Annotated in this window: 19 protein-coding genes; 18 read left to right on the forward strand and 1 reads right to left on the reverse strand. The window is 59.9% G+C overall.

Annotated features, from left to right (window positions below; all coding sequences use genetic code 11):
- Positions 1–29: 29 nt before the first annotated feature.
- The 10 genes from DWV57_RS11600 to DWV57_RS11645 all read left to right on the forward strand — a co-directional run bounded on the left by DWV57_RS11600 (position 30) and on the right by DWV57_RS11645 (position 9,980).
- Complete coding sequence (locus tag DWV57_RS11600) at positions 30–1,337, forward strand: hypothetical protein (RefSeq protein WP_223388546.1); 1,308 nt, start codon at positions 30–32, stop codon at positions 1,335–1,337.
- A gap of 18 nt (positions 1,338–1,355) precedes the next feature.
- Entirely contained in the window at positions 1,356–2,063 is a 708-nt protein-coding gene (locus DWV57_RS11605) for a response regulator transcription factor (RefSeq protein ID WP_120020863.1), read from the forward strand.
- On the forward strand, positions 2,060–3,484 hold the full coding sequence (locus tag DWV57_RS11610; RefSeq protein WP_120020864.1) for a HAMP domain-containing sensor histidine kinase: 1,425 nt from the start codon (positions 2,060–2,062) through the stop codon (positions 3,482–3,484). Before DWV57_RS11605 ends, DWV57_RS11610 begins: the two co-directional genes overlap by 4 nt.
- 62 nt (positions 3,485–3,546) lie before the next feature.
- A complete protein-coding gene (locus DWV57_RS11615) occupies positions 3,547–4,494 on the forward strand; it encodes a DUF1385 domain-containing protein (RefSeq protein WP_005937952.1) in 948 nt (315 codons plus the stop codon).
- Complete coding sequence (locus DWV57_RS11620; protein WP_120020865.1) at positions 4,488–5,462, forward strand: HemK/PrmC family methyltransferase; 975 nt, start codon at positions 4,488–4,490, stop codon at positions 5,460–5,462. Before DWV57_RS11615 ends, DWV57_RS11620 begins: the two co-directional genes overlap by 7 nt.
- 117 nt (positions 5,463–5,579) lie before the next feature.
- Complete coding sequence (gene recA / locus DWV57_RS11625) at positions 5,580–6,761, forward strand: recombinase RecA (RefSeq protein WP_118526585.1); 1,182 nt, start codon at positions 5,580–5,582, stop codon at positions 6,759–6,761.
- Entirely contained in the window at positions 6,762–7,271 is a 510-nt protein-coding gene (locus DWV57_RS11630) for a RecX family transcriptional regulator (RefSeq protein WP_120020866.1), read from the forward strand. It abuts the gene before it with no gap.
- 38 nt (positions 7,272–7,309) lie between these two features.
- A complete protein-coding gene (rimO, locus tag DWV57_RS11635) occupies positions 7,310–8,635 on the forward strand; it encodes a 30S ribosomal protein S12 methylthiotransferase RimO (RefSeq protein ID WP_005937940.1) in 1,326 nt (441 codons plus the stop codon).
- A gap of 18 nt (positions 8,636–8,653) precedes the next feature.
- Positions 8,654–9,253, forward strand: coding sequence for a CDP-diacylglycerol--glycerol-3-phosphate 3-phosphatidyltransferase (pgsA, locus tag DWV57_RS11640; protein ID WP_097777152.1), 600 nt, complete (start codon positions 8,654–8,656; stop codon positions 9,251–9,253).
- Positions 9,254–9,332: 79 nt separating this feature from the next.
- Positions 9,333–9,980, forward strand: coding sequence for a hypothetical protein (locus tag DWV57_RS11645; protein ID WP_120020867.1), 648 nt, complete (start codon positions 9,333–9,335; stop codon positions 9,978–9,980).
- Positions 9,981–10,252: 272 nt separating this feature from the next.
- On the opposite strand, the gene DWV57_RS11650 is transcribed toward DWV57_RS11645, so the two are convergent.
- Positions 10,253–11,410: a trigger factor gene (locus DWV57_RS11650; protein ID WP_243112355.1), complete on the reverse strand. Its 1,158-nt coding sequence runs from the start codon at positions 11,408–11,410 to the stop codon at positions 10,253–10,255.
- A 354-nt stretch (positions 11,411–11,764) separates the two neighbouring features.
- Here DWV57_RS11650 and DWV57_RS11655 point away from each other — a divergent pair, with 354 nt between their 5' ends.
- The 8 genes from DWV57_RS11655 to DWV57_RS11690 all read left to right on the forward strand — a co-directional run bounded on the left by DWV57_RS11655 (position 11,765) and on the right by DWV57_RS11690 (position 21,112).
- Positions 11,765–12,937: a malic enzyme-like NAD(P)-binding protein gene (locus DWV57_RS11655; RefSeq protein ID WP_005937919.1), complete on the forward strand. Its 1,173-nt coding sequence runs from the start codon at positions 11,765–11,767 to the stop codon at positions 12,935–12,937.
- Positions 12,938–12,952: 15 nt separating this feature from the next.
- The gene (locus DWV57_RS11660) at positions 12,953–13,792 is read left to right on the forward strand and encodes a fumarate hydratase (RefSeq protein WP_005937916.1); all 840 of its coding nucleotides are present in this window, start codon (positions 12,953–12,955) and stop codon (positions 13,790–13,792) included.
- A 12-nt stretch (positions 13,793–13,804) separates the two neighbouring features.
- Positions 13,805–14,359, forward strand: a complete 555-nt coding sequence (locus DWV57_RS11665) for a Fe-S-containing hydro-lyase (RefSeq protein ID WP_118526597.1) — start codon at positions 13,805–13,807, stop codon at positions 14,357–14,359.
- 186 nt (positions 14,360–14,545) lie between these two features.
- The gene (locus DWV57_RS11670; RefSeq protein ID WP_097774413.1) at positions 14,546–14,938 is read left to right on the forward strand and encodes a metal-dependent transcriptional regulator; all 393 of its coding nucleotides are present in this window, start codon (positions 14,546–14,548) and stop codon (positions 14,936–14,938) included.
- 161 nt (positions 14,939–15,099) lie between these two features.
- Positions 15,100–18,402 (forward strand): DEAD/DEAH box helicase, encoded by a 3,303-nt coding sequence (locus DWV57_RS11675; RefSeq protein ID WP_120020868.1) that lies wholly within the window; start codon positions 15,100–15,102, stop codon positions 18,400–18,402.
- A gap of 15 nt (positions 18,403–18,417) precedes the next feature.
- On the forward strand, positions 18,418–19,407 hold the full coding sequence (locus DWV57_RS11680) for a dipeptidase (protein WP_120020869.1): 990 nt from the start codon (positions 18,418–18,420) through the stop codon (positions 19,405–19,407).
- A 22-nt stretch (positions 19,408–19,429) separates the two neighbouring features.
- Positions 19,430–20,281, forward strand: coding sequence for a serine hydrolase (locus DWV57_RS11685; protein ID WP_120020870.1), 852 nt, complete (start codon positions 19,430–19,432; stop codon positions 20,279–20,281).
- Positions 20,282–20,338: 57 nt separating this feature from the next.
- Complete coding sequence (locus DWV57_RS11690; protein ID WP_120020871.1) at positions 20,339–21,112, forward strand: TSUP family transporter; 774 nt, start codon at positions 20,339–20,341, stop codon at positions 21,110–21,112.
- Positions 21,113–21,189 lie beyond the last annotated feature (77 nt).

The following is a 21,189-nucleotide window of genomic DNA, read 5'->3' on the forward strand; positions in this document are numbered from 1 at the left end:
AAGTTTTCCACACAGAGGAGGCGCAGCGGTTGAAACATCCGAATCATTTTGGCCGGTGGTTGGCTTGCGTGCTGCTGTGCCTGCTTCTGGCAGGCTGCAGCATGCCCGGTGAACAGGTGCAGGTGGAAGAGCTTCTGCGTGCGCCCAAGCTTTCCGGCGATTACGGCGATGTGCAGACTGCCCTGAACGACTGGCTGGGGGAGAGCGCACAGCTCAAATATCCCATGCAGGGCGACCTGCTTTCGCCTTTCCTGCTGCAGGATCTGGACGGTGACGGCAGGCAGGATGCCGCCGTGCTTTACACCACCGCCCAAAGCTCCAACGTGTGCATTGCCATCCTGCAGAAGGATGATGCCGACATCTGGCATGTGCGCCAGAACGTAGAGGGCCTTGCAGACACGGTAGAGTCGGTGGGGCTGGCCCAGCTGCAGCCCGGCGATGCCACCCAACTGGTGGTGGGTTATACAGCGGCACAGGGCGACCATTATCTGGCTGTGTATTCCTACACCGACGGCGTACTTTCCACGATCCTGGAGCAGCAGTACCAGCAGTATCTGGTGGAGGATATCACTGGCGGCGGCAATCAGGACCTGATCCTGATGTCTACGCTGGAGGACGGCGGCGTGCAGATCGAACTGCTGACCGTGGATAAAGAGGGCAGCTTCCAGCAGGTGGCTGTTATGGGCCTTTCCGCCAATCGGTTCGCCGGCTGCGCCTCGGTGGCGGCGGGTGTGGGTGCGGACGGCAGGCATTATCTGGTGCTGGATGGCTGGACCGGCATTTCCGGCAACAATCTGGCCAGCGTGCTGCTGCGTTTTGACGAAGACACGCAGCAGATGGTGCCTGCCGATCAGATCAGCACCGAAAAGCTTTACACCGCATCCCTGCGCAATGTGCCCAGTCTGGTCAGTCAGGATCTGGACGGCGACGGCATCGTGGAGATCCCCACCCAGCCGGACGAAGCGGGCCTGCTGAACATGAGCCAGAGCCGCCGCATGGATTTTATCGTGTGGATGGACTATACCAGCCCGCACCCGGAAAAAAGCTTCGGGCTGCTGGACGAAGAGACCAACTGCTATATCGAGCTGCCCATGGAGTGGGAGGGCAACCTCAAACTGACCGACAGCGAACAATATGATGGTGCAGTGGAGCTGCGCACGGTGGACGAAGACCAGCTGGTAATGACCCTGCGTCTGGTGCGCACCACCTCCAGCCTGAAGGGCTGGACCCGCCTTGGCATCGTGGCATCCCGCCAGATGCAGGCGAAGCTTGCCCCGGATGTGGAGATCCGTGATAAAAATTACCGCCTGTCCAAGGCGCTGTATCTGCTCAACTAAAGAACGGAGGAACAGTTCATGGTACGAGTGCTTGTCGTTGAAGATGAAGCCAACATCCGCGAGATGATCGCGCTGAACCTGCGCCTTGCGGGCATGGAGGCTGTGGAGGCCGAAAGCGCCGAGGCGGCTCTGCCGCTGCTGGAGAAGAAGCCGGGCTGCGATGCGGCCATTCTGGATGTGATGCTGCCGGGCATGAACGGCTTCTCCCTGTGCGAGACCATCCGCCGCACCGATCAGAAGATCGGCATTATCATCCTCAGCGCTAAGGGACAGGAGCAGGACAAGATCCGCGGCCTTTCTATTGGTGCCGATGACTATATGACCAAGCCTTTCAGCGTAAGCGAACTGCTGGCCCGTGTGAAAGCGCTGTGCCGCCGCGTCGGCCGTACTACAGGCGGGGACGAAAAAGAAAAGGAAAACCCGCTGGGGATGCTCACCAGCGGCGAATTTGTGCTGGACGAGAACCGCCGCGTGCTGCTCAAGGCAGGCCAGCCCATCGAGCTGACACAGGTGGAATTCCAGATCATGGAGCTGTTCTTCCGCAACCCCGGCATTGCGCTGGTGCGCGAGAAGATCTTGAAGGGTGTCTGGGGCGAGAACTATTTTGGTGACGTGAAGATCGTGGATGTGAACATCCGCCGTCTGCGCATGAAGGTGGAGGATGAACCCAGCCATCCCACCCATATCCTTACTGTGTGGGGCTACGGCTACAGATGGGAAGAATGAGAAGCGGGATCACCCGCCGGTGGCTGCGGGGCAATCTGCTCATCACCGTGCTGCTGGTGCTGCTGGCCGAAACCATGTTCCTGTACAACTACTCACGCAGCTATTATAACAGCGTGCAGCAGACCATGTACCGGCGGTTCTCTTCGGTGTCCGGCCAGCTGAAAATGTACACCGGCGATACGGTGCAGAGCACGGCAGCTACCCGCAGCGTGGCCCTGCGCCGCATGGTGGAGCAGTTTGCCGATAAGGACAAATACGAGTTCATGCTGCTGGACAGCTATGGCGGGGTCATTGCGTCCTCCAGCGGCACAAATGCGGACGGCATTGTGACCGGCATCGACTTTGAGCAGGCGCAGGAGGCTTCTGACGGCCTTGGTGTGGCGGTCTACCGCACCCAGTCCGGTGAGCTGGTGATGGCGGCCTGTTATCTGGTGCCCTATGCCGCCGAGGATGTGGCGGCGATGCGTCTTGTCACCAGCCTGACCCTTGTGGGAGCGCAGATCAAGAACGCCATCGCGGTAAGTGTTGTGATCGCGGCGGTGATCCTTGCTTTCACCGTGATGTCCGGCCTGTACTTCATCCGCAGCATCGTGGTGCCGCTGGGGCAGGTGGAGCGCACCGCAGCCAGCATCGCCCGGGGTGAGCTGGATGTGCGCCTGCCGGTCACTGGCAACGAACACGACGAGGTGGACCGCCTGCGCGGCACCATCAACCAGATGGCCGAAGGGCTGGAAGAGACCGAGAAGATGAAGAACGAGTTCATCAGTTCCGTCTCTCACGAGCTGCGCACGCCGCTCACCTCCATCCGGGGCTGGGTGGAGACCCTGCGCACACTGGACGACCCGGCAGACGAGAACTACCGCAAGGGCCTTGAGATCATCAACAATGAGACGGGCCGCCTGTACAACATGGTGGAAGAGCTGCTGGATTTCAGCCGTCTGCAGAACGGCCGCATCCGTATGGACTGCCGCCCGCTGGACCTTGTGGCAGAGCTGACCGATGCGGTGCTGTTCTGTGAAGCACGCATCCAGCGCGAGGGCCTTGTGCTCAGCTACACCGAGCCGGAGGAGATGATCCCGGTCTATGCCGACCCGGACCGTCTGCGGCAGGTGTTCATCAACATCATGGACAACGCCATCAAGTACTCGGCCCCCGGCGGGCGCATCACGGTCAAGCTGTGGGCGGGCGAATACAAGGCTTTTGCGGAGATCATCGATCAGGGCCGCGGCATCCCGCCGGAAGACCTTGAGAATGTCAAGACCAAGTTCTACAAGGGCAGTAATTCGGTGCGCGGCAGCGGCATCGGCCTTGCGCTGGTGGATTCCATCATGACTGCACTGGACGGCACCATGGACATCAAGAGCACGCTGGGCCGCGGCACAGTGGTCACACTGGGCTTGCCGCTGTACCATAAGGCGTGAAGATTTTGTCACAATTCTGTGGTAAAATAACCGGGAAAAATATGATCCGATAGGAGAACCCAATGAATCAACCCAAAAAGGAACGTTTCAAGACCAGCGTCGGCGGGCAGGCGCTGATGGAAGGCATCATGATGCGCGGCCCGAAGCTCATCTGCTGCGCCGTGCGCAAGCCGGACGGCACCATTGAGACCAAGATCGACCCTGTGAAGAACCACGGCATCTGGACAAAGATCCCGCTGGTGCGCGGTGCCATCTCCATGATCGAAAGCCTGATCGTGGGCTACCGCTACATGATGTACTCGGCTCAGGTGAGCATGGGTGACGACTACGACCCCGAAGAGGAAGAGACTGCCTTTGAAAAATGGGTGGGCGACCACTTGGGCAAAAAGGCAGAGGACGCACTGCTGGCCTGTGCCGCCGTACTGGGCGGCCTGCTGGCGATTTTGCTGTTCACCGTGCTGCCCACCCTCATCGTGGGCGGCGTGAACCACTTTGTAACATTGGGCCGCTGGGCCAAGGTGGTGCTGGAAGCGGTGCTGAAAGTTGGCATCTTCCTCACCTATATGGTGGCCATCTCCAAGATGAAGGAGATCCACCGCGTGTTTGAGTACCACGGTGCCGAGCACAAGACCATTGCCTGCTATGAGGCCGGTGATGAGCTGACCGTGGAGAATGTGCGCAAGTACACTCGGTTCCATCCGCGCTGCGGCACCAGCTTCCTCATTCTGGTGGTCATCGTCAGCGTGTTCCTCTACAGCGTGCTGCCGTGGGGCAGCATCGGCCTGCGGGTGCTGTTCAAACTGCTGCTTCTGCCGCTGGTCATGGGCATCAGCTATGAGCTGCTCAAGTGGTGCGGCCGGTCCGATAACATTGCCACCCGCATCATCCGCCAGCCCGGTATCTGGGTGCAGCACCTGACCGTGTTTGAACCGGACGACAGCATGATCGAGGTGGCCATTGCCGCCGTGACCCCTGTGCTGCCCGAGGACCCGGAGGATGGCAGATGGTAATTGCTGGTTTGACCCCGCGCGAAGCGGTGCGGGCTGTGGAAGCCCGGCTTTCCGCTGCAGGGTGTCCGGATGCCGATTACGATGCACGGGAGCTGTTCCGCGTGGCAGCCGGGCGGGATGCCCGCCTTTCCGACCGGGTGCTGACCACGGAGGAAGCGGAAAAGCTGGAAGCCCTCTGCACGCGCCGTGAGCAGCGGGAACCGCTGCAATACCTGTGCGGGATCTGGAGCTTTCTGGATTTTGACCTTGCTGTTGGCCCCGGTGTGCTCTGCCCCCGGGCAGACACTGAGGTGGTAGCGGAAGCGGCTGCCAATACCCTGACGGGCATTGCAGCGCCCCGGGTGCTGGATCTCTGCGCGGGGACCGGCTGTCTGGGGCTGGGCGTCAAGCGCTTCTGTCCGGCGGCGCAGGTGACCTGCGTGGAAAAAAGCCCGGAAGCCTTTGTTTATCTGGAAAAGAACTGCCGCTGCGCCCTGAAAGGGCAGGGCGGGCAGACGGAGGACTTGCTGGAGCCTACCGCGTTTGAGCAGGCAGATGCCCCGGCCTTTGACTGGGGGCCGGCGCTGAACGCTCTGCGCGCAAAGGCAAAGCAAGCCTATGCGGTGCAGCCGGTGGAGGGCGACCTGTTCACCTACTGGCAGGGCCTGCCGGAAGGGCAGCTTGATCTGATCGTATCCAACCCGCCCTACCTCACCGCCGAGGAGATGCGGCATCTGCAGCCGGAGGTGGCGCAGGAACCGGCCATGGCGCTGGAAGCAGGAAAGGACGGCCTTATGTTTTACCGTGCCCTTGCAGAGCATTACCAGAATGCACTGCGGCCCGGCGGCGCACTGGTGCTGGAGATCGGCTGGCAGCAGCGGCAGGCTGTGGCGGCACTGCTGGCTGCAAACGGCTGGGCAGACATTGAGTGCCGCAAGGATTTTGGCGGCAATGACCGGTGCATGATCGCCCACAGACCCGAAAAATAAAAGTGAAAATAGAAACAACTTCTTGTTGTAATATTTTGATTTTGTGGTATACTATACTGGAAAGTATACGGACAGCCCGCGCACGGCGGGCAGCAGGAAGAAAAGGAGCAGCACGCTATGGCAAAAAATCAGAACAACAACACCGTTGCCCCGGCGACCAAAAAGACCGAGCCGGAGGCCAAAAAGGATGCGCTGGCCACTGCGCTGGCCCAGATCGAAAAGCAGTTCGGCAAGGGTGCCGTGATGAAGCTGGGTGATAACGCCTCCATGCAGGTGGATGCCATTTCCACCGGCAGTCTGGGTCTGGATCTGGCTCTGGGCGTGGGCGGTGTGCCCCGCGGCCGCATCATTGAGGTGTACGGCCCGGAATCCAGCGGTAAGACCACGCTGGCTCTGCACATCCTGGCCGAAGCCCAGAAGCAGGGCGGCGAAGTGGCCTTCATTGACGTGGAGCACGCACTGGACCCCACCTATGCCGAAGCGCTGGGTGTGGACATCAACAATCTGCTGGTCAGCCAGCCGGACACCGGTGAGCAGGCCATGGAGATCTGCGAAGCACTGGTGCGCTCCGGTGCCATCGATGCCATCGTGGTGGACTCGGTTGCCGCCATGGTGCCGAGGGCTGAGATCGAGGGCGAAATGGGCGACAGCCATGTGGGCCTGCAGGCCCGCCTGATGAGTCAGGCCATGCGCAAGCTGACTTCGGTCATCGGCAAGACCAACACGGTCTGCGTCTTCATCAACCAGCTGCGCGAGAAGGTGGGCGTGATGTACGGCAACCCGGAGGTCACCACCGGCGGCCGCGCCCTGAAATATTACGCCTCGGTGCGCATCGACATCCGCCGCGTGGAGGGCCTGAAGGACTCTTCCGGCCAGTTCATCGGCAACCACACCCGCGCCAAGATCGTCAAGAATAAGGTGGCACCTCCGTTCCGTGAGGCAGAGTTCGATATCATGTTCGGCGAGGGCATTTCCAAGATGAGCGAACTCATTGATGTGGGCGTGAAGCTGGGCATCGTGCAGAAGAGCGGCGCATGGTTCAACTATGGCGATGTCCGTCTGGGTCAGGGCCGTGACAACGCAAAGCAGTTCCTGAAGGACAATCCCGAGATCGCAAACGACATCGAGGGCCAGATCCGCGCCAATGCCGATAAGCTGTACGCATCCCGCCGCCCGGCAGGCAAGGGCGCTGCGGCCAAGGCCGAGGAACCCGCCAAGGCTGCAGATGCCAAGGAGCCGGTGGTCAAGGCTCCTGCCCGCAGCAGCGAGAGCGAACTGGATATCATGGTGGAGGACTAAATGTCCTTTTATAAACGCCGCCGCCCGAAGCCGGAAGAAGAAAAGTGCGCCGACCCGGCCAAGGCCCGCGCCCGCGCACTGGATGCGCTGGCCTCGCGCGAGATGTCCTCGGCACAGCTGTATGAACGGCTGTGCTATGGCTTTACCGAGCAGGCTGCAGCGGCTGCTGTGGCTGAGATGGTGGAGCTGGATTACGTAAACGATGACCGCTATGCCGAAGCCCGGGCACACAGCCTGCTTGCCGCCCGCAAGAGCCGCCGTGCGGCGGCCCAGAACCTGCGGCAGAAGGGCCTTTCCGGCGCGCAGATCGAGCAGGCGCTGGAAAATGTCTATGCCCCGGACGCAGACGGCGAAAGCCCGGAGCTGGAAGCTGCCGCCGCTCTGGTGCGCAGCCGCTATATGAAAAAGCTGGCCGATGGCCGCCGCGACCTTGTGGTGGCCGCCCTGCAGCGCCGCGGCTTTGCGTATTCGGTCATAAAAGAAGCGATAAAAAGAGCGGAAGAAGAATAAAAAGCACCCCTCAAAAGAGAAAGAGAGTATCATCCCCTATGAAAATTGCGTGTATTTCCCTTGGCTGCCCCAAGAATCAGGTCGATCTGGATGTGATGGTGCATATCCTGCTGTCTGCCGGCCACGAGACCGTGGCCGATCTGGCCGAAGCAGATGTGATCCTTGTGAACACCTGCGGCTTCATCGAGAGCGCCAAGACCGAAGCCATTGAAAACATTCTGGAAGCCTGCTCCTACAAGCAGCAGAACCCGGAGCTGAAGGTCATCGTCACCGGCTGTCTTGCCGAGCGCTACCGCAGCCAGATCGAGGAAGAGATCCCCGAGGTGGACGCGGTGGTGGGCTGTGCCTCCAACAAGGCCATCGACACCATCGTGGCCCGCCTGTTCCATGGTGAGGACCATCTGGAAAGCTACGGTGCCAAAAAGGACTTTCCGCTGGGCGGCAAGCGTGTCATCGGCACGCCTGCCCACTATGCGTACTTAAAGATCGCTGAAGGCTGCAACAACCGCTGCCACTACTGCGCCATCCCCGGCATCCGCGGCCCGCTGCACAGCCGCGATATGGCCGACTGCGTGGCCGAAGCCCGCTGGCTGGCCGGTGAGGGCGTGAAAGAGCTGATCGTGGTCGCACAGGACCCCACCGCTTACGGCGAGGACTGGGGCAAGCCCGGCAGCATCTGCGAGCTGCTGGATAAGCTGAACAAGGTGCCGGGCCTCGAGTGGATCCGCATTATGTACGCTTACCCGGAGCGCATCACGGATGAGTTCATTGCCGCCATGAAGCGCAATGAGAAGGTGGTGCCCTACCTCGATCTGCCCATCCAGCACTGCAATGATACCATCCTCAAGAATATGAACCGCCGCTCCAACCGCGCCGAGCTGCTGGAGGTGATCGGCAAGCTGCGCCGCGAGATCCCCGGCATCACCCTGCGCACCACGCTGATCGCAGGCTTCCCCGGCGAGACCGAGGAGCAGTTCGAGGATCTGTGCAATTTTGTCAAGGAAGTAAAGTTTGATCGTCTGGGCTGCTTTGCCTATTCTGCCGAGGAGAACACCGTTGCTGCCAAGATGGACGGCCAGATCGAGCAGGAAGTCAAGGACAAGCGCGCCGAACTGGTGATGCAGATCCAGACCGGCATCATGGCCCAGAAGCAGGCCGAAAAGGTGGGCCAGACCGTGCATGTACTTTGCGACGGCATCGACGAGGAGAGCGGCCTGTATCTGTGCCGCACCACCGGCGATGCTCCTGAGGTGGACGGCAATGTGTGCGTTTCCAGCGAGGAACCGCTGTACCCCGGCCAGTTCTACGATGTTCTGGTGGACGACAGCGACCTTTACGATCTGTATGGTACTGTTGCAAAATAACAAATTGGAGGAATCTGTATGAATCTGCCCAATAAACTCACTTTGACCCGCATCCTGCTGGTGCCGGTGTTCATGGTCTTTGTGTCCCTCACCAGCCTGAGCGGCATCGCGGATGGCTCCTTCCAGCCGACGTATTACCTGATCGCAGGCATCGTCTTTGCTGCCGCCAGCTTTACTGATTTTCTGGACGGCCATCTGGCCCGCAAGTGGAACATGGTAACGGACTTCGGCAAGTTTGCCGACCCGCTGGCCGACAAACTGCTCACCACTGTGGCCTTCATTTACATGATGCGGGACGGCGTATGCAGCCCGGTGGTGCTGTGCATCATTCTGGCCCGTGAGTTTGCCGTGTCTGGTCTTCGCATGGTGGCCGCCGGTGCCAAGGACGGCAAGGTGATCGCCGCCAACATGTGGGGCAAGGTGAAGACCGTGCTGCAGATGCTGAGCATCATCTTCTACTTCTTTGGCATGGCGATTGCGGCGAATGTGTCCTGGGATGCCACGGTCATGGTTGTGGGAGCCTCGGTGGTGCTGTGCTGGCTGGTGGCTGCCGTGACGGCCATTTCCGGCATCAAGTACCTGTGGGACAACCGCAGCTTCATCAACACCGCAAAATAAAGCGTTTTTTGAAAAAGGGCAGGGAGACCTGCCCTTTTTCAAATTTTCGAGGAAATATTACAAGACGGAAAGGCTTTCCATGAAAAAATTTGCTGATACAGTGCGCCGCCTGCTCTCCATCGCACTGAACCTGTTCATCGTCTGGGCGGAGCCCATTGCCCTGCCCATGAGCTGGGATTGGGGCAAAGAGCAGATGTTCATTTTTTACACCGAGGATTCCAACATCCTTTCGGCCTGCATCTGCGCCATGGTGGCGGTGGGCCAGCTGGTGTGCATCTTTACCGGCAGGGAACTGCCGCGCTGGCTGCACACCCTCAAGTACATTGCCACCTGCTGCCTGACCATGACCTTTCTCACGGTGGTGTTCGTGCTGGGTCCCATGTATGAGGACGGCAACGGCTGGTACATCATGCTGTGCACCAGCTCCATGCTGTACCATCACCTGCTCAACCCGCTGGCGGCCATCTTCTCCTTTGTGCTGCTGGAGCGCTCACCGCGCCTGCCCCGCAGTACGGTCAAGTGGGCGCTGCTGCCCACGGTGCTGTACGGCGGCATCATTTTGTGGCTGAACATCCAGCGCGTGGTAGATGGGCCATATCCCTTCATGAAGGTGTATGACCAGAGCGTGCAGGCGTCGGTGCTGTGGTGCATCGCCATCCTGCTGATGAATTACTTCTATGCATGGCTGCTCTGGAAGCTGAACGGCGGGAAGAAAGAAAAAGCCTGACGATTTGAAATGCCCTCCGCTTTGCTCTGGGCATAAATAGCGGAAATACTATTTTTTATTAGAGCAATACCGGACAGACTGCGGTCTGTCCGGTATTGCATTTTTCACAGAAGGGGCCGCAAAGAAAAACAGCATCTGAAAGCTCCGGCCCTTCCTGTGAAAAAGCAGCTCCGAAAAGCCCGCAGGCTTTTCGGAGCTGCAAATGAAAGATAAATTATCCTCTGAGTATGCCCAGAGCGAAGCGGAGGGCATTCTAAATGGTTCTTGTGTTTTTACGCTACGGTGGAATTCTCTTCCAGCCAGTCCAGCACACAGGACTGCAGGGCGTTCAGGTGCGCACGGTTCTCACCGTAGGTGTCGGCATAGGTGCTCTCGGCATCGTCCAGCTCTTCCTGCGTGGGAGCAAGGCTCTTGGTCTCGGCCACGGCCTGAAAAATCAGGTCCTGCTTTGCCAGATGCTCAAAGTAAGCGTCGGATGCGGCCAGCATGGCATCGGCATCGGTGTAGCCCTGCGTCTGGGCAAAAGCATTCAGATCCATGCCGTAGGCGGTGGCGTACTGGTTGTAGTAGTTCAGGAACATGCGGATGTAATAGCTGGTGATCTCGCTGGGCAGCTCCTTGAAGGTGGAATTGGCCATCAGGTAGTCCACGATGGCGTTCTCATAGTTGGTGGCATACAGCGCATCGTTAAAGTAGCTGCGCAACTGGTCGGCGGTGTGCAGATCATCGCTGGTGCCAAAGTTGGAGTCCACCCACTCGTCGGTCAGCTCGGGGGTCACGCTTTCGGAAATGGAGTTCAGGGTCACGCTGAACACGGCTTCCTTGCCGCTGAGGGTGATCGTGTTGCCCTCGGCATCGGTGGAATCGCCGTAGCCGTCCGGGAAGGTGACGGTCACATCAAAGGTATCGCCCACATTGTGCCCGATGATCTGGTCCTCAAAGCCATCGATGAAGGAACCGCTGCCAAGGGTCAGGTCGTAGCCGGTGGCAGTGCCGCCGGTAAAGGCCACGCCGTCCACGGTGCCGGTGTAATCGATGTTGGCAACATCTCCGCTCTGGGCGGCACGGCCGGTAACGGGCTGGGAAGAGGTGTACTGGTTCAGCAGGTTGTCCACCTGCTGCTGCAGTTCATCTTCGGTGGGGGTCAGGTCGTTCTCCTTCAGGGCGATGGAGCCGAAGTCCTCCGGCAGGGTCACATAGTCCAGCGCTTTGATGCCGCTCCAATAGCCGTTTTCGTCCAGACCATCGCTGTAATCAAAGGCCTCGTAGTCGAAGTCGGCAACAGAGCCAAACTGCGAGACGAATGCGGCAGCCGAAGAAGCGCTGTCGGTCTGCTTGTGCTTTGTCAGCATGAAACAGGCAAAAATGACGCACACCACTGCGGCGATGGCCAGCAGGATGCACAGGAGTTTTTTGGTGTTGTTTTTCAAAAGAAATACCTCCATAAAAATCGGCCTGATGCACAGCAAAAGACCGGTACAGGCAGAACAGATACCCATTTATTATATACGTTCTGACGGCAAAAGGAAAGTTCTTTGCAAAATTTCCACAAATCCTGCGGCGGGTTTGTATCACTTTTGCCCGTCTACAGGCGCAAAAGTGACCAAAACCGGTGGAAATGGGCGGGCGGTTCTGTTACAATAAAAATAAGTGAGCCTTCCCGGAAACATAAGGCCCCTCCCTGAGGGGGCTGTCGAGCGTATGCGAGACTGGAGGAGTTCCTCCTTCCGTCATCGCTGTGCAATGGAGAGGGCGAGGACGGTAAGATATTGGAGGAAATTCAAATGGATTACAATAAAGCTGCTCTGGAAATGCACGAGACCCACAAGGGCAAGGTGGGCATCGTAAGCAAGGTGGAGGTCGCCACCCGCGATGACCTGTCCACCGCCTACACTCCCGGCGTGGCCGAACCCTGCCGCAAGATCAAGGAAAACCCCGACGACGTGTATAAGTACACCTTCAAGGGCAACATGGTGGCTGTCGTTTCCAACGGCACCGCCGTGCTGGGCTTGGGCGATATCGGCCCGGAAGCCGGTCTGCCGGTCATGGAGGGCAAGGCGGTGCTGTTCAAGGAGTTCGGCGGCGTGGATGCCTTCCCCATCTGCATCGATGCCCACGACGCAGCCAGCGTCATTGCTGCCTGCAAGGCCATTGCGCCCACCTTTGGCGGCATCAATCTGGAGGATATCAAGAGCCCCGAGTGCTTTGAGATCGAAGAAACGCTGGAGCGTGAGCTGGACATCCCCGTGTTCCACGATGACCAGCACGGCACTGCTATCGTCGTTACTGCTGCCCTCATCAACGCCTTGCGCGTGGTGGGCAAGAAGATGGAAGATGTGCACATCGTGCTGAACGGCCCCGGTGCTGCCGGTACTGCCATCATCAAGATGCTCATGACCGCCGGTGCAAAGGACATCATTGCAGTGGACCAGTTCGGCACCCTGTACAAGGGCTGCAACAGCGCCGAAGCCCACAAGAACTGGCTGGGTGAGGTGACCAATCCCCGTCAGGTCAAGGGCGGCCTGAAGGAAGCACTGGAAGGTGCCGACGTGTTCATCGGCGTTTCCAAGCCCGGCATCCTGACCACTGAGCTGTGCAAGACCATGAACAAGGATGCCATCGTCTTTGCTATGGCCAACCCCACCCCGGAGATCATGCCGGACGAGGCCAAGGCCGGCGGCGTGCGGGTGATGGCCACCGGCCGCAGCGACTTCCCCAATCAGGTGAACAACGTGCTGTGCTTCCCCGGCCTGTTCAAGGGCGCACTGAGTGTGCGCGCCCGTGACATCAACAATGAGATGAAGCTGGCTGCAGCCTACGCCATCGCCGACCTCATCACCGATGCCGACCGCAGCGAGGAGAACATCATCCCCGGCGCGTTCGATCCCCGCGTGGCCGAGGCAGTGGCAAACGCCGTGGCAAAGGCTGCCCGCGAGACCGGCGTGGCCCGTCTGTAAGCGGAGGACAGGGTTATGAGAACCATTTCCGCACAGGAGATCACAGATACCGTTGCACGGCTGTGCATCGAAGCCAACACCCGCCTGCCGCAGGACGTGCAGGCGGCGCTGGACAAGGCCCGGCAGGAAGAGCCGTGGCCGCTGGCAAAGAGCACTCTCGACCTTTTGTGGTCGAACCTTTCCGCCGCAAAAGAAGAAAACCTGCCCATCTGTCAGGATACCGGCATGGCCTGCGTGTTTGTGGAGCTTGGCACCGATGTGCACATTGACGGCAGCTTTGAAGCTGCCATCCATGAGGGCGTGCGCCGGGGTTACACCGACGGCTACCTGCGCAAGAGCATCGTGGCAGACCCTTTGCGCCGAGGCAATACCGGCGACAACACCCCGGCGGCCATCACAGTGCATCTGGTGGACGGCGAGGGCTGCCGCATCACGGTGGCACCCAAGGGCTTTGGCAGCGAGAACATGAGCCAGATCAAAATGCTCAAGCCCGCCGACGGCGTGGAGGGCTTCAAAAAGTTCGTGCTGGACACGGTGAAGCTGGCAGGCTCCAACCCCTGCCCGCCCATCGTGCTGGGCATCGGCGTGGGCGGCAGCTTTGACAAGGTGGCGTATCTGGCAAAGAAGGCCCTGCTGCGTCCGCTGGATGTGCCGAACCCCGACCCCTATTACGCACAGCTGGAGCAGGAGCTGCTTGCCGCCATCAACGAGCTGGGCATCGGCCCGCAGGGCTTTGGCGGCAGGACCACCTGTCTGGGCCTTGCCATTGAGCAGATGCCTACCCATGTGGCGGGCCTGCCTGCGGCGGTGAATGTTTCCTGCCATGTGACCCGCCGTGCAAGCGCGGAACTGTAAGGAGGGGCAAAGATGGAATACAGACTGACGACTCCCTGCACGGCCGAGGACCTTGCCCCGCTCAAGGCGGGCGACACCGTGCTGCTTTCCGGTGTGGTGTATACTGCCCGCGATCAGGCCCACAGGCGGATGACCGAAGCGCTGGAAAAAGGCGAACCGCTGCCCTTTGATCTGACCGGCAGCGCCATCTACTACGTTGGCCCCACGCCGGAACGCCCGGGCCAGGTGATCGGCTCGGCGGGACCCACCACCAGTGGCCGCATGGATGCCATGAGCCCGCGCCTGTTGGACCTTGGCAATAAGATCATGATCGGCAAGGGCAAGCGGGACGATGCCGTAAAGGCGGCTGTGGTGCGCAACGGGGCTGTGTATCTGGCAGCGCTTGGCGGGGCCGGTGCGCTGATGGCAAAAAGCGTGCAGACGCTGGAAGTGATCGCATGGCCGGACCTTGGCTGTGAAGCCGTGCGCCGCCTGACAGTGAAGGATATGCCGCTGACGGTGATCCTGGATGCCCACGGCGGCGACCTGTACCAGTCCGGCCCGGCGGCATATCTAGAAGCAAAATAATTGATCGCCTTTGCACAAAACGCGGCCGACTAAAAACCGGCAAAACAGCAGATTTGCGCAGGATAAATTTGGTTTGTTTTAACAAACTTCCGCGAATTGCTTGCACATCGGCAAAAAGTGTGATATCTTGTACTATATGAAACCGTGGTGCTTTGCATCCCGGCACAGACAGGAGGCAAACATACCATGCAGATCCACCAATCCGCAGAAGATTATCTTGAAACGATCCTGATGCTGAGTCAGCGTATGGGCAAAGTGCGCTCCATCGACGTTGTCAATGAGCTGGGCTTTACCAAAGCCAGCGTCAGCATTGCCATGAAGAAGCTGCGCGAGAACGGCTATATCGCGGTGGACGGCGAGGGCAACCTGACCCTGCTGGCACCGGGCCGCGAGATCGCAGAGCGCATCTATAGCCGTCACCGTCTGCTGACCCACTTCTTTATGCAGCTGGGTGTGGACGAAAAGACTGCCGCCGAAGATGCCTGCAAGGCAGAGCATATCCTCAGTGAGCAGACGCTGGAAAAGATCCGTGAGCGCGCTATTGAGACGGATGCTGAGCTTGGCAAGACTGTCAAGTGATCCCCACAGCATTCCAAGATCGTAAAATGATCCCGTTCCTGAAAAGGAGCGGGATTTTTTTGTATGGAAATTGGGCGGCAGATCCCTCTTGTATCCGGGGTGCGGGTGCGGTATTCTTATAAGATAAGAAGGTTTTACAGCCAAACCGGGAGGAAACAGCCATGGATGCAGACGAGATCCGCACGCTTTTGGGCGATAACATTTTTGAGCGGGCCAAGAAATACCGCAAGCGCATCCAGCAGAGCACCTGCACCGTGAACGCCGATGGCGTGCGGCATATTTCGGCCATGGTACAGGGCAGCGGCGGCAGCTATTACTATACGCAGGCATGGCTGCGGGAGAACGGCAGCTTTGTCAGTGCGTCCTGCAGCTGCCCGTATAACCAGAACGGCGAGGGTACCTACTGCAAGCATATCGGCGCATTGTTGCTGGACGATGCCGAAAAGAATGCCCCTGCACCGGCGGCAAAGCCGGATGCGATTCCCGGTGTTGTGCGCGGCGCGGCGGGCCTTGCCCCGGAACTGGCCCGGCGGGACAGCTATGCCTCCGGGCTGGAAATGCTGTTTGGCAAAAAGTGGCACGGCGAAACGCCGGTGTCGGATTACGAGGCCCGCAGGCTGCTGGATACCTACAAGGAAGCAGCCCTTGAAAACCTTGGCGTGGACGAGACCGCCCAGCGCACCGGCTTTGCCCATCTGGAACCGGAGCTGACCCTCGTGCCCGGCGCACAGCCATGGCTGCGGCTGCGCATCTCGGACGGCGGGCGGCAGTATGTGGTGAAAAGCATCCCGAACCTGATGGAAGCCGTCGAGATGGGCAAAAGCGTCAGCTACGGCAAGGCACTGGCTTTTGTGCACCGGTGGGATGCCTTTGATGAAGAGTCCCGTGCGCTTTTGCAGTTGCTGCGCCGTCAGGTGAACGCAAGGCAGAGCATGGACAAAGCCGCCGTGCGGGTGTACGGCGGGGCCGAACAAGGCCCGGCGGGAGGCATGATCCTGACCGGCGAGATCTTTGATGACCTTGTGCAGCTGTACGAGCATACCGGTTTTCTGGGCGGGTACGAGCTGCGGGAAGGTCTGCCCGTCATTACCATGACCGTGGAGCGCCGCCGCGGCGGTGTGCAGGTGGAGGGCAGCCCGGCCCTTGCCAGCGTACAGGGCCTTGACTATGATTACCTGTTCAGCGAGGATACGCTCTGGCGGCTGCAGCGGCCCGGGTGCACCCGCATCCTGCCCGCATTGCAGGCGCTGGGCGGCAAAAGCCTGTTCTTTACCAGCGCAGATGCCACGGCCTTTTGCAGCTATGTGCTGCCGGAGCTGGGCAGCAAGCTGAACATCGTGGACCCGGAACGTCTGCTGCTGAACCAGATCCCGCTGGAACCGGTGGTGCAGTTCTATCTGGACGCACCGGACAGCTTCCGCATCGAAGCACACGCGGAGTTTTTGTACGGGGAGGATAAGGTCACGCCGTTCGTGCCGTCTCCGGCAGGGCTTTTGCGGGATGTGCGCGCCGAGAGCCGGGCAAAGCGGCTGCTGGCCTCTTATCTGCAGCCCGGTGTGGGCGGCAGAGAGGAAGTGTACGGCACCGCTGACGAGGACGAGATCTACCGCATGTTGGAGGAGGGCGTGCCGGCCCTGCTGGCCGAGGGTGAAGTATACCTGACGGATGCCTTCCGCAGCCTGCAGGCCGCGCCGCCTCGCATCACGGTGGGCGTTTCGGTGCACGGCAGTGTGCTGGATCTGGAAGTGGATACCGGCGAGTTCCCGGTGGCAGAGCTGAAAGACCTGCTGCGCTCCCTGCACCAGAAAAAGCGCTACCACCGCCTGCGGGACGGCCGTCTGCTGCGGCTGGACGACAGTCTGGAAGGGCTGGACGAACTGAACGATACACTGGAACTTTCCGGGGCCAAGCTCAAGAGCGGCCACGCCGAGCTGCCGCTCTACCGTGCACCCAGTCTCGACTGGGCGCTCTCGGGCCAGAACGGCCTGCGTTTCAACCGCGACGATGCGTTCCGCCGCATCAGCCGCAGCTTTCACGCCGTGAAGGACAGCGAGTATACTCCGCCGGAAAGCCTGCACAATGTGCTGCGCAAGTACCAGCGGGATGGCTACCGCTGGCTGCGCACGCTGGACGGCTACGGCATGGGCGGCATTCTGGCCGACGATATGGGCCTTGGCAAGACCGTGCAGGTGCTCAGCTACCTGCTGGCCGTGAAGGAAAGCGGCCAGCGCCTGCCCAGCCTCATCGTCTGCCCGGCATCGCTGGTGCTCAACTGGCAGGAGGAATGCCAGAAGTTCACGCCGCAGCTTTCCTGCGTGGCTGTGGACGGTGACGCTGCTCACCGGGCAGAGCTGGCAAAGCAGTGGGCGGAAGCCGACCTTGTGGTGACCAGCTATGACCTGATGCGCCGGGACGAGGAGCTTTACAGCGGGCAGCAATTCTACGCCTGCATTCTGGACGAAGCGCAGGCCATCAAGAACCACACGACCCAAAAGTACAAGGCGGTGTGCGGGGTGAACAGCAAGGTGCGGTTCGCCCTTACCGGCACCCCGGTGGAGAACCGCTTGGGCGAATTGTGGAGCATCTTCTCCTTCCTGATGCCGGGGTATCTGCCGCCCTACAAGACCTTCTGCGCCCGGTTTGAAAAGCCTATCGTGCAGGAGGACGACAAAGACGCACTGCGCCGTTTGAACCAGCTCACCGGGCCGTTCATCCTGCGGCGCATGAAGTCCGAGGTGCTCAAAGAGCTGCCCCCCAAGACCGAGAATCTCCACCGTATCGAGCTGGACGAGCAGCAGCGCAAGCTCTACCTTGCCGCTGTGGTGGACGCGCGGGAAAAGCTGCGCGCTGCAAAGCCGGAGGATAAAATGGCGGTGTTCGCAGTGCTCATGCGCCTGCGGGAGATCTGCTGCGACCCGCGCCTTGTGGCAGACAACTGGGACGGCGGCAGCGCCAAGCTGGATGCCTGCATGGAGCTGGTGACGGCTGCTGTGGAGGGCGGACACCGCATCCTGCTGTTCAGCCAGTTCACCTCCATGCTGGAGCTGCTGGCAAAACGGCTGGACGAAGCGGGCGTGAGCCACTTTACCCTGCAGGGCTCCACCCCAAAGCCGGTGCGTGCGGAACTTGTGCGCCGGTTCAACAGCGGCGAAGCGGACGTGTTCCTCATCTCGCTGCGGGCGGGCGGCACCGGCCTGAACCTGACAGCGGCAGATATCGTCATCCACTACGACCCGTGGTGGAACGTGGCTGCGCAGAATCAGGCCACCGACCGCGCCTACCGCATCGGCCAGCGCAACCCGGTGCAGGTGTACAAGCTCATTGCGCAGGACACCATTGAAGAAAAGATTGTGGAGCTGCAGCAGGCAAAGCAGGAACTTGCCGAGACGGTCACCGGCTCGGCAGATGGAGCCATCCTGTCCATGAGACCAGAGGAATTGCTGCAGCTGCTGCAAGAGGAATAAAGAGGAGAAAACATCATGAAAGTCTGGGATCTGCACTGCGATACCCTCAGCGAGCTGCGCAAAGCCGAACATGCGGGCCGGCCCAAGAGCTTTGCGCAGAACGATCTGCATATCGACCTTGAAAAATTACAAAAAGGCGACTATCTGCTGCAGTGCTTTGCAGCATTCGTCAATCTGGGTGACAAAACGCCCGGAGCGGACCCGCTGGTGACAGCGCTGGAAGAGATCGACCAGTTCAAGCGCATCATGGCGGCATATCCGGAAAAAATTGCTCCGGTGTACACGGCGGCGGACATCCGCCGGAATGCTGCGGCGGGAAAGATCAGCGGGATGCTCACCATCGAGGAAGGGGCCTGCTGCAAGGGCAGCGTGGGGGTGCTGCGCCGGATGTATGAGCTGGGCGTGCGCATGATGACCCTGACATGGAACCACGAAAACGAGCTGGCAAGCCCGCAGCGGAACCCCAGCGGGGTGCTGGTGCCCCAGACCGAAAAGGGCCTGACCGGGAAGGGCTTTGAATTTCTGGCCGAGATGGAACGGATGCACATGATCGTGGATGTGAGCCACCTTTCGGACAAGGGCTTCTGGGATATCGCACGGCACAGCACCCGGCCTTTTGCGGCCAGCCACTCCAACTGCCGTGCACTGGCACCCCACACCCGCAACCTGACCGATGAGATGATCCGCGCCCTTTCGGAGCACGGCGGCATTGCGGGCCTGAACTACTATGCGCCCTTTCTGGATGCCGACCCCACCCACCCGGAAAAATGCCGCAGCACGGCGGCGCTCATTGCGAAGCATGCGGCCCACTATAAGCAGGTAGGCGGTGCGCAGATGATTGCCCTTGGAAGCGATTTTGATGGCATCGATGGCCCCCACCAGCTGGAAAATGCTGCCTTCCTGCCGCTGCTGGCGGATGCCCTGCGCAAAGAGGGCTTTACTGAGGACGAGGTGGAAGGCATCTACTACCGCAATGCCATGCGCTTTTTTGAGGAAAATTTGTAATAACAACGGAGAATATGCCGACATGGATAAAAACATGACGCTGGAAAAGCGCATTGCTGCGGAGCTGTACTGCTATCAGGGCAAAATGAGCGTGTTCGTGGACGACCTGCAGGGCCATACCGTGGAGGTGGGCGCGGACGAAGAATTTGAGACGGCATCCACCATCAAGGCGTTCATTCTCGCTGCATTGTATTTGCAGGCGCAGCGCGGCAAAGCAGACCTTGCCGAAGAGATCACCTATGAGCAGAGCCAGTTCGTGGACGGCAGCGGTATGCTGCGCGCGCTGGGCGTGGGCGCAAAGCTCAAGGTGAAGGACACCGCTACCATGATGATCATTTGCTCGGATAACATCGCCACCAATATGATTATCGACTATCTGGGACTGGATACCATCAACGCCTGCATCCGGGAGTTGGGCTTTGCGCATACTGTGCTGCACAATCCGCTGCACTTTGACCGCTACCGCCGGCTTGGCACCACCACGCCGCGCGACTACGCGGCGCTGTTCGCCCGCATTGCAAAAGGGGAGCTTGTCAGCCGGGAAGCCAGCGCCGAGATGCTTTCCATCCTGCGCCAGCAGCACTACAATACCATGCTGACCCACGACTTCCCGCAGTATTATCTGGACTGCGAGGAGACCGGCGCGCCGGAGCTGATCTGGGTGGCCAGCAAGAGCGGCAGCATGAACGCCTGCCGCAACGACGGCGGCATCGTCCACACCCCCTACGGCGAGTATGTCATCGTGCTGATGAACAAGGACTTTCACGATATCATCGAGTACAATGAACACCCCGCCATGGTGTACGGTGCCCGCGTCTCGCGGATGATTCTGGATCAGGTACTGGCCTGTGAGGGCCGACTGTCCCTGTCCTGAGGCACGTATCCGCGCCATAAATGGGAATAATTTGGAAAAATAAAAGGAATTATAACAATGGGTATCACGCTCTCGCCATGGATGATGGTGTTTCTCATTCTGATGACGGGCTTTGCAGGCTTTGTGGATTCGGCAGCCGGAGGCGGCGGTCTTATCAGCCTGCCGGCCTATCTGTTTGCCGGGCTGCCGCCCCACTACACCTATGCTACCAACAAATTCAGCGCCGCCTGCGGCACCACTTTTGCCACAGCCAACTTTTTTAAAAACGGTGCAATGAACCTGAAGGTGGGCATCCTTGCAGCCATTGGCAGCTTTGCGGGCAGTGCACTGGGGGCGCATATCGTGCTGCTGCTCAGCGATGAGCTGCTGCGCACCATGATGTTCCTCATCCTGCCAGTGGCGGCGGTGGTCATTTTGTGGCAGCGCGACCTGCCGGACCAGAACCGGGACGACGGAACCCTGAACCTGAAAAAGATCCTGCTGGCGCTGGGCATCGGCTTGGGCATCGGCCTGTACGACGGCATCGTGGGCCCGGGCACCGGCACCTTTGCCATCATTGCCTTTACCACCCTGATGGGCTTTGACCTGCGTACGGCGGGCGGCAACGGCAAGGTGCTGAATCTTGCCAGCAACTACGCCAGCCTGTTCACCTATCTGATGAACGGTCTGGTGGTGTTCCACATCGGCATCCCCTGCGCCGTCAGCAACATTCTGGGCAACCTGCTGGGGTCCCATTTCGCCCTGAAAAAGGGTGCACGCTTCATCCGTCCCATGATGCTGGTGGTGCTGGTGCTGCTGCTGGGCAAGCTCATCTCGGACGCAGTGCTGTGAGCGCCGGGCGCGCCAGAGACTCCCTCTCCGAGGGAGCTGGCAAAACCGTCAGGTTTTGACTGAGGGAGTCTGCGCCC

The sequence above is a fragment of the Faecalibacterium sp. AF10-46 genome (assembly GCF_003604105.1).
Classification (GTDB): Bacteria; Bacillota; Clostridia; order Oscillospirales; family Ruminococcaceae; genus Faecalibacterium; species Faecalibacterium taiwanense.

Coding starts and splice junctions, on each gene's coding strand:
- DWV57_RS11615 (WP_005937952.1), top strand. CDS start 3,547: ATGAATCAACCCAAAAAGGAACGTTTCAAGACCAGCGTCGGCGGGCAG.
- DWV57_RS11655 (WP_005937919.1), top strand. CDS start 11,765: ATGGATTACAATAAAGCTGCTCTGGAAATGCACGAGACCCACAAGGGC.
- DWV57_RS11630 (WP_120020866.1), top strand. CDS start 6,762: ATGTCCTTTTATAAACGCCGCCGCCCGAAGCCGGAAGAAGAAAAGTGC.
- pgsA (WP_097777152.1), top strand. CDS start 8,654: ATGAATCTGCCCAATAAACTCACTTTGACCCGCATCCTGCTGGTGCCG.
- DWV57_RS11680 (WP_120020869.1), top strand. CDS start 18,418: ATGAAAGTCTGGGATCTGCACTGCGATACCCTCAGCGAGCTGCGCAAA.
- DWV57_RS11660 (WP_005937916.1), top strand. CDS start 12,953: ATGAGAACCATTTCCGCACAGGAGATCACAGATACCGTTGCACGGCTG.
- DWV57_RS11690 (WP_120020871.1), top strand. CDS start 20,339: ATGGGTATCACGCTCTCGCCATGGATGATGGTGTTTCTCATTCTGATG.
- rimO (WP_005937940.1), top strand. CDS start 7,310: ATGAAAATTGCGTGTATTTCCCTTGGCTGCCCCAAGAATCAGGTCGAT.
- DWV57_RS11670 (WP_097774413.1), top strand. CDS start 14,546: ATGCAGATCCACCAATCCGCAGAAGATTATCTTGAAACGATCCTGATG.
- DWV57_RS11675 (WP_120020868.1), top strand. CDS start 15,100: ATGGATGCAGACGAGATCCGCACGCTTTTGGGCGATAACATTTTTGAG.
- DWV57_RS11620 (WP_120020865.1), top strand. CDS start 4,488: ATGGTAATTGCTGGTTTGACCCCGCGCGAAGCGGTGCGGGCTGTGGAA.
- DWV57_RS11605 (WP_120020863.1), top strand. CDS start 1,356: ATGGTACGAGTGCTTGTCGTTGAAGATGAAGCCAACATCCGCGAGATG.
- DWV57_RS11665 (WP_118526597.1), top strand. CDS start 13,805: ATGGAATACAGACTGACGACTCCCTGCACGGCCGAGGACCTTGCCCCG.
- DWV57_RS11645 (WP_120020867.1), top strand. CDS start 9,333: ATGAAAAAATTTGCTGATACAGTGCGCCGCCTGCTCTCCATCGCACTG.
- DWV57_RS11610 (WP_120020864.1), top strand. CDS start 2,060: ATGAGAAGCGGGATCACCCGCCGGTGGCTGCGGGGCAATCTGCTCATC.
- recA (WP_118526585.1), top strand. CDS start 5,580: ATGGCAAAAAATCAGAACAACAACACCGTTGCCCCGGCGACCAAAAAG.
- DWV57_RS11685 (WP_120020870.1), top strand. CDS start 19,430: ATGGATAAAAACATGACGCTGGAAAAGCGCATTGCTGCGGAGCTGTAC.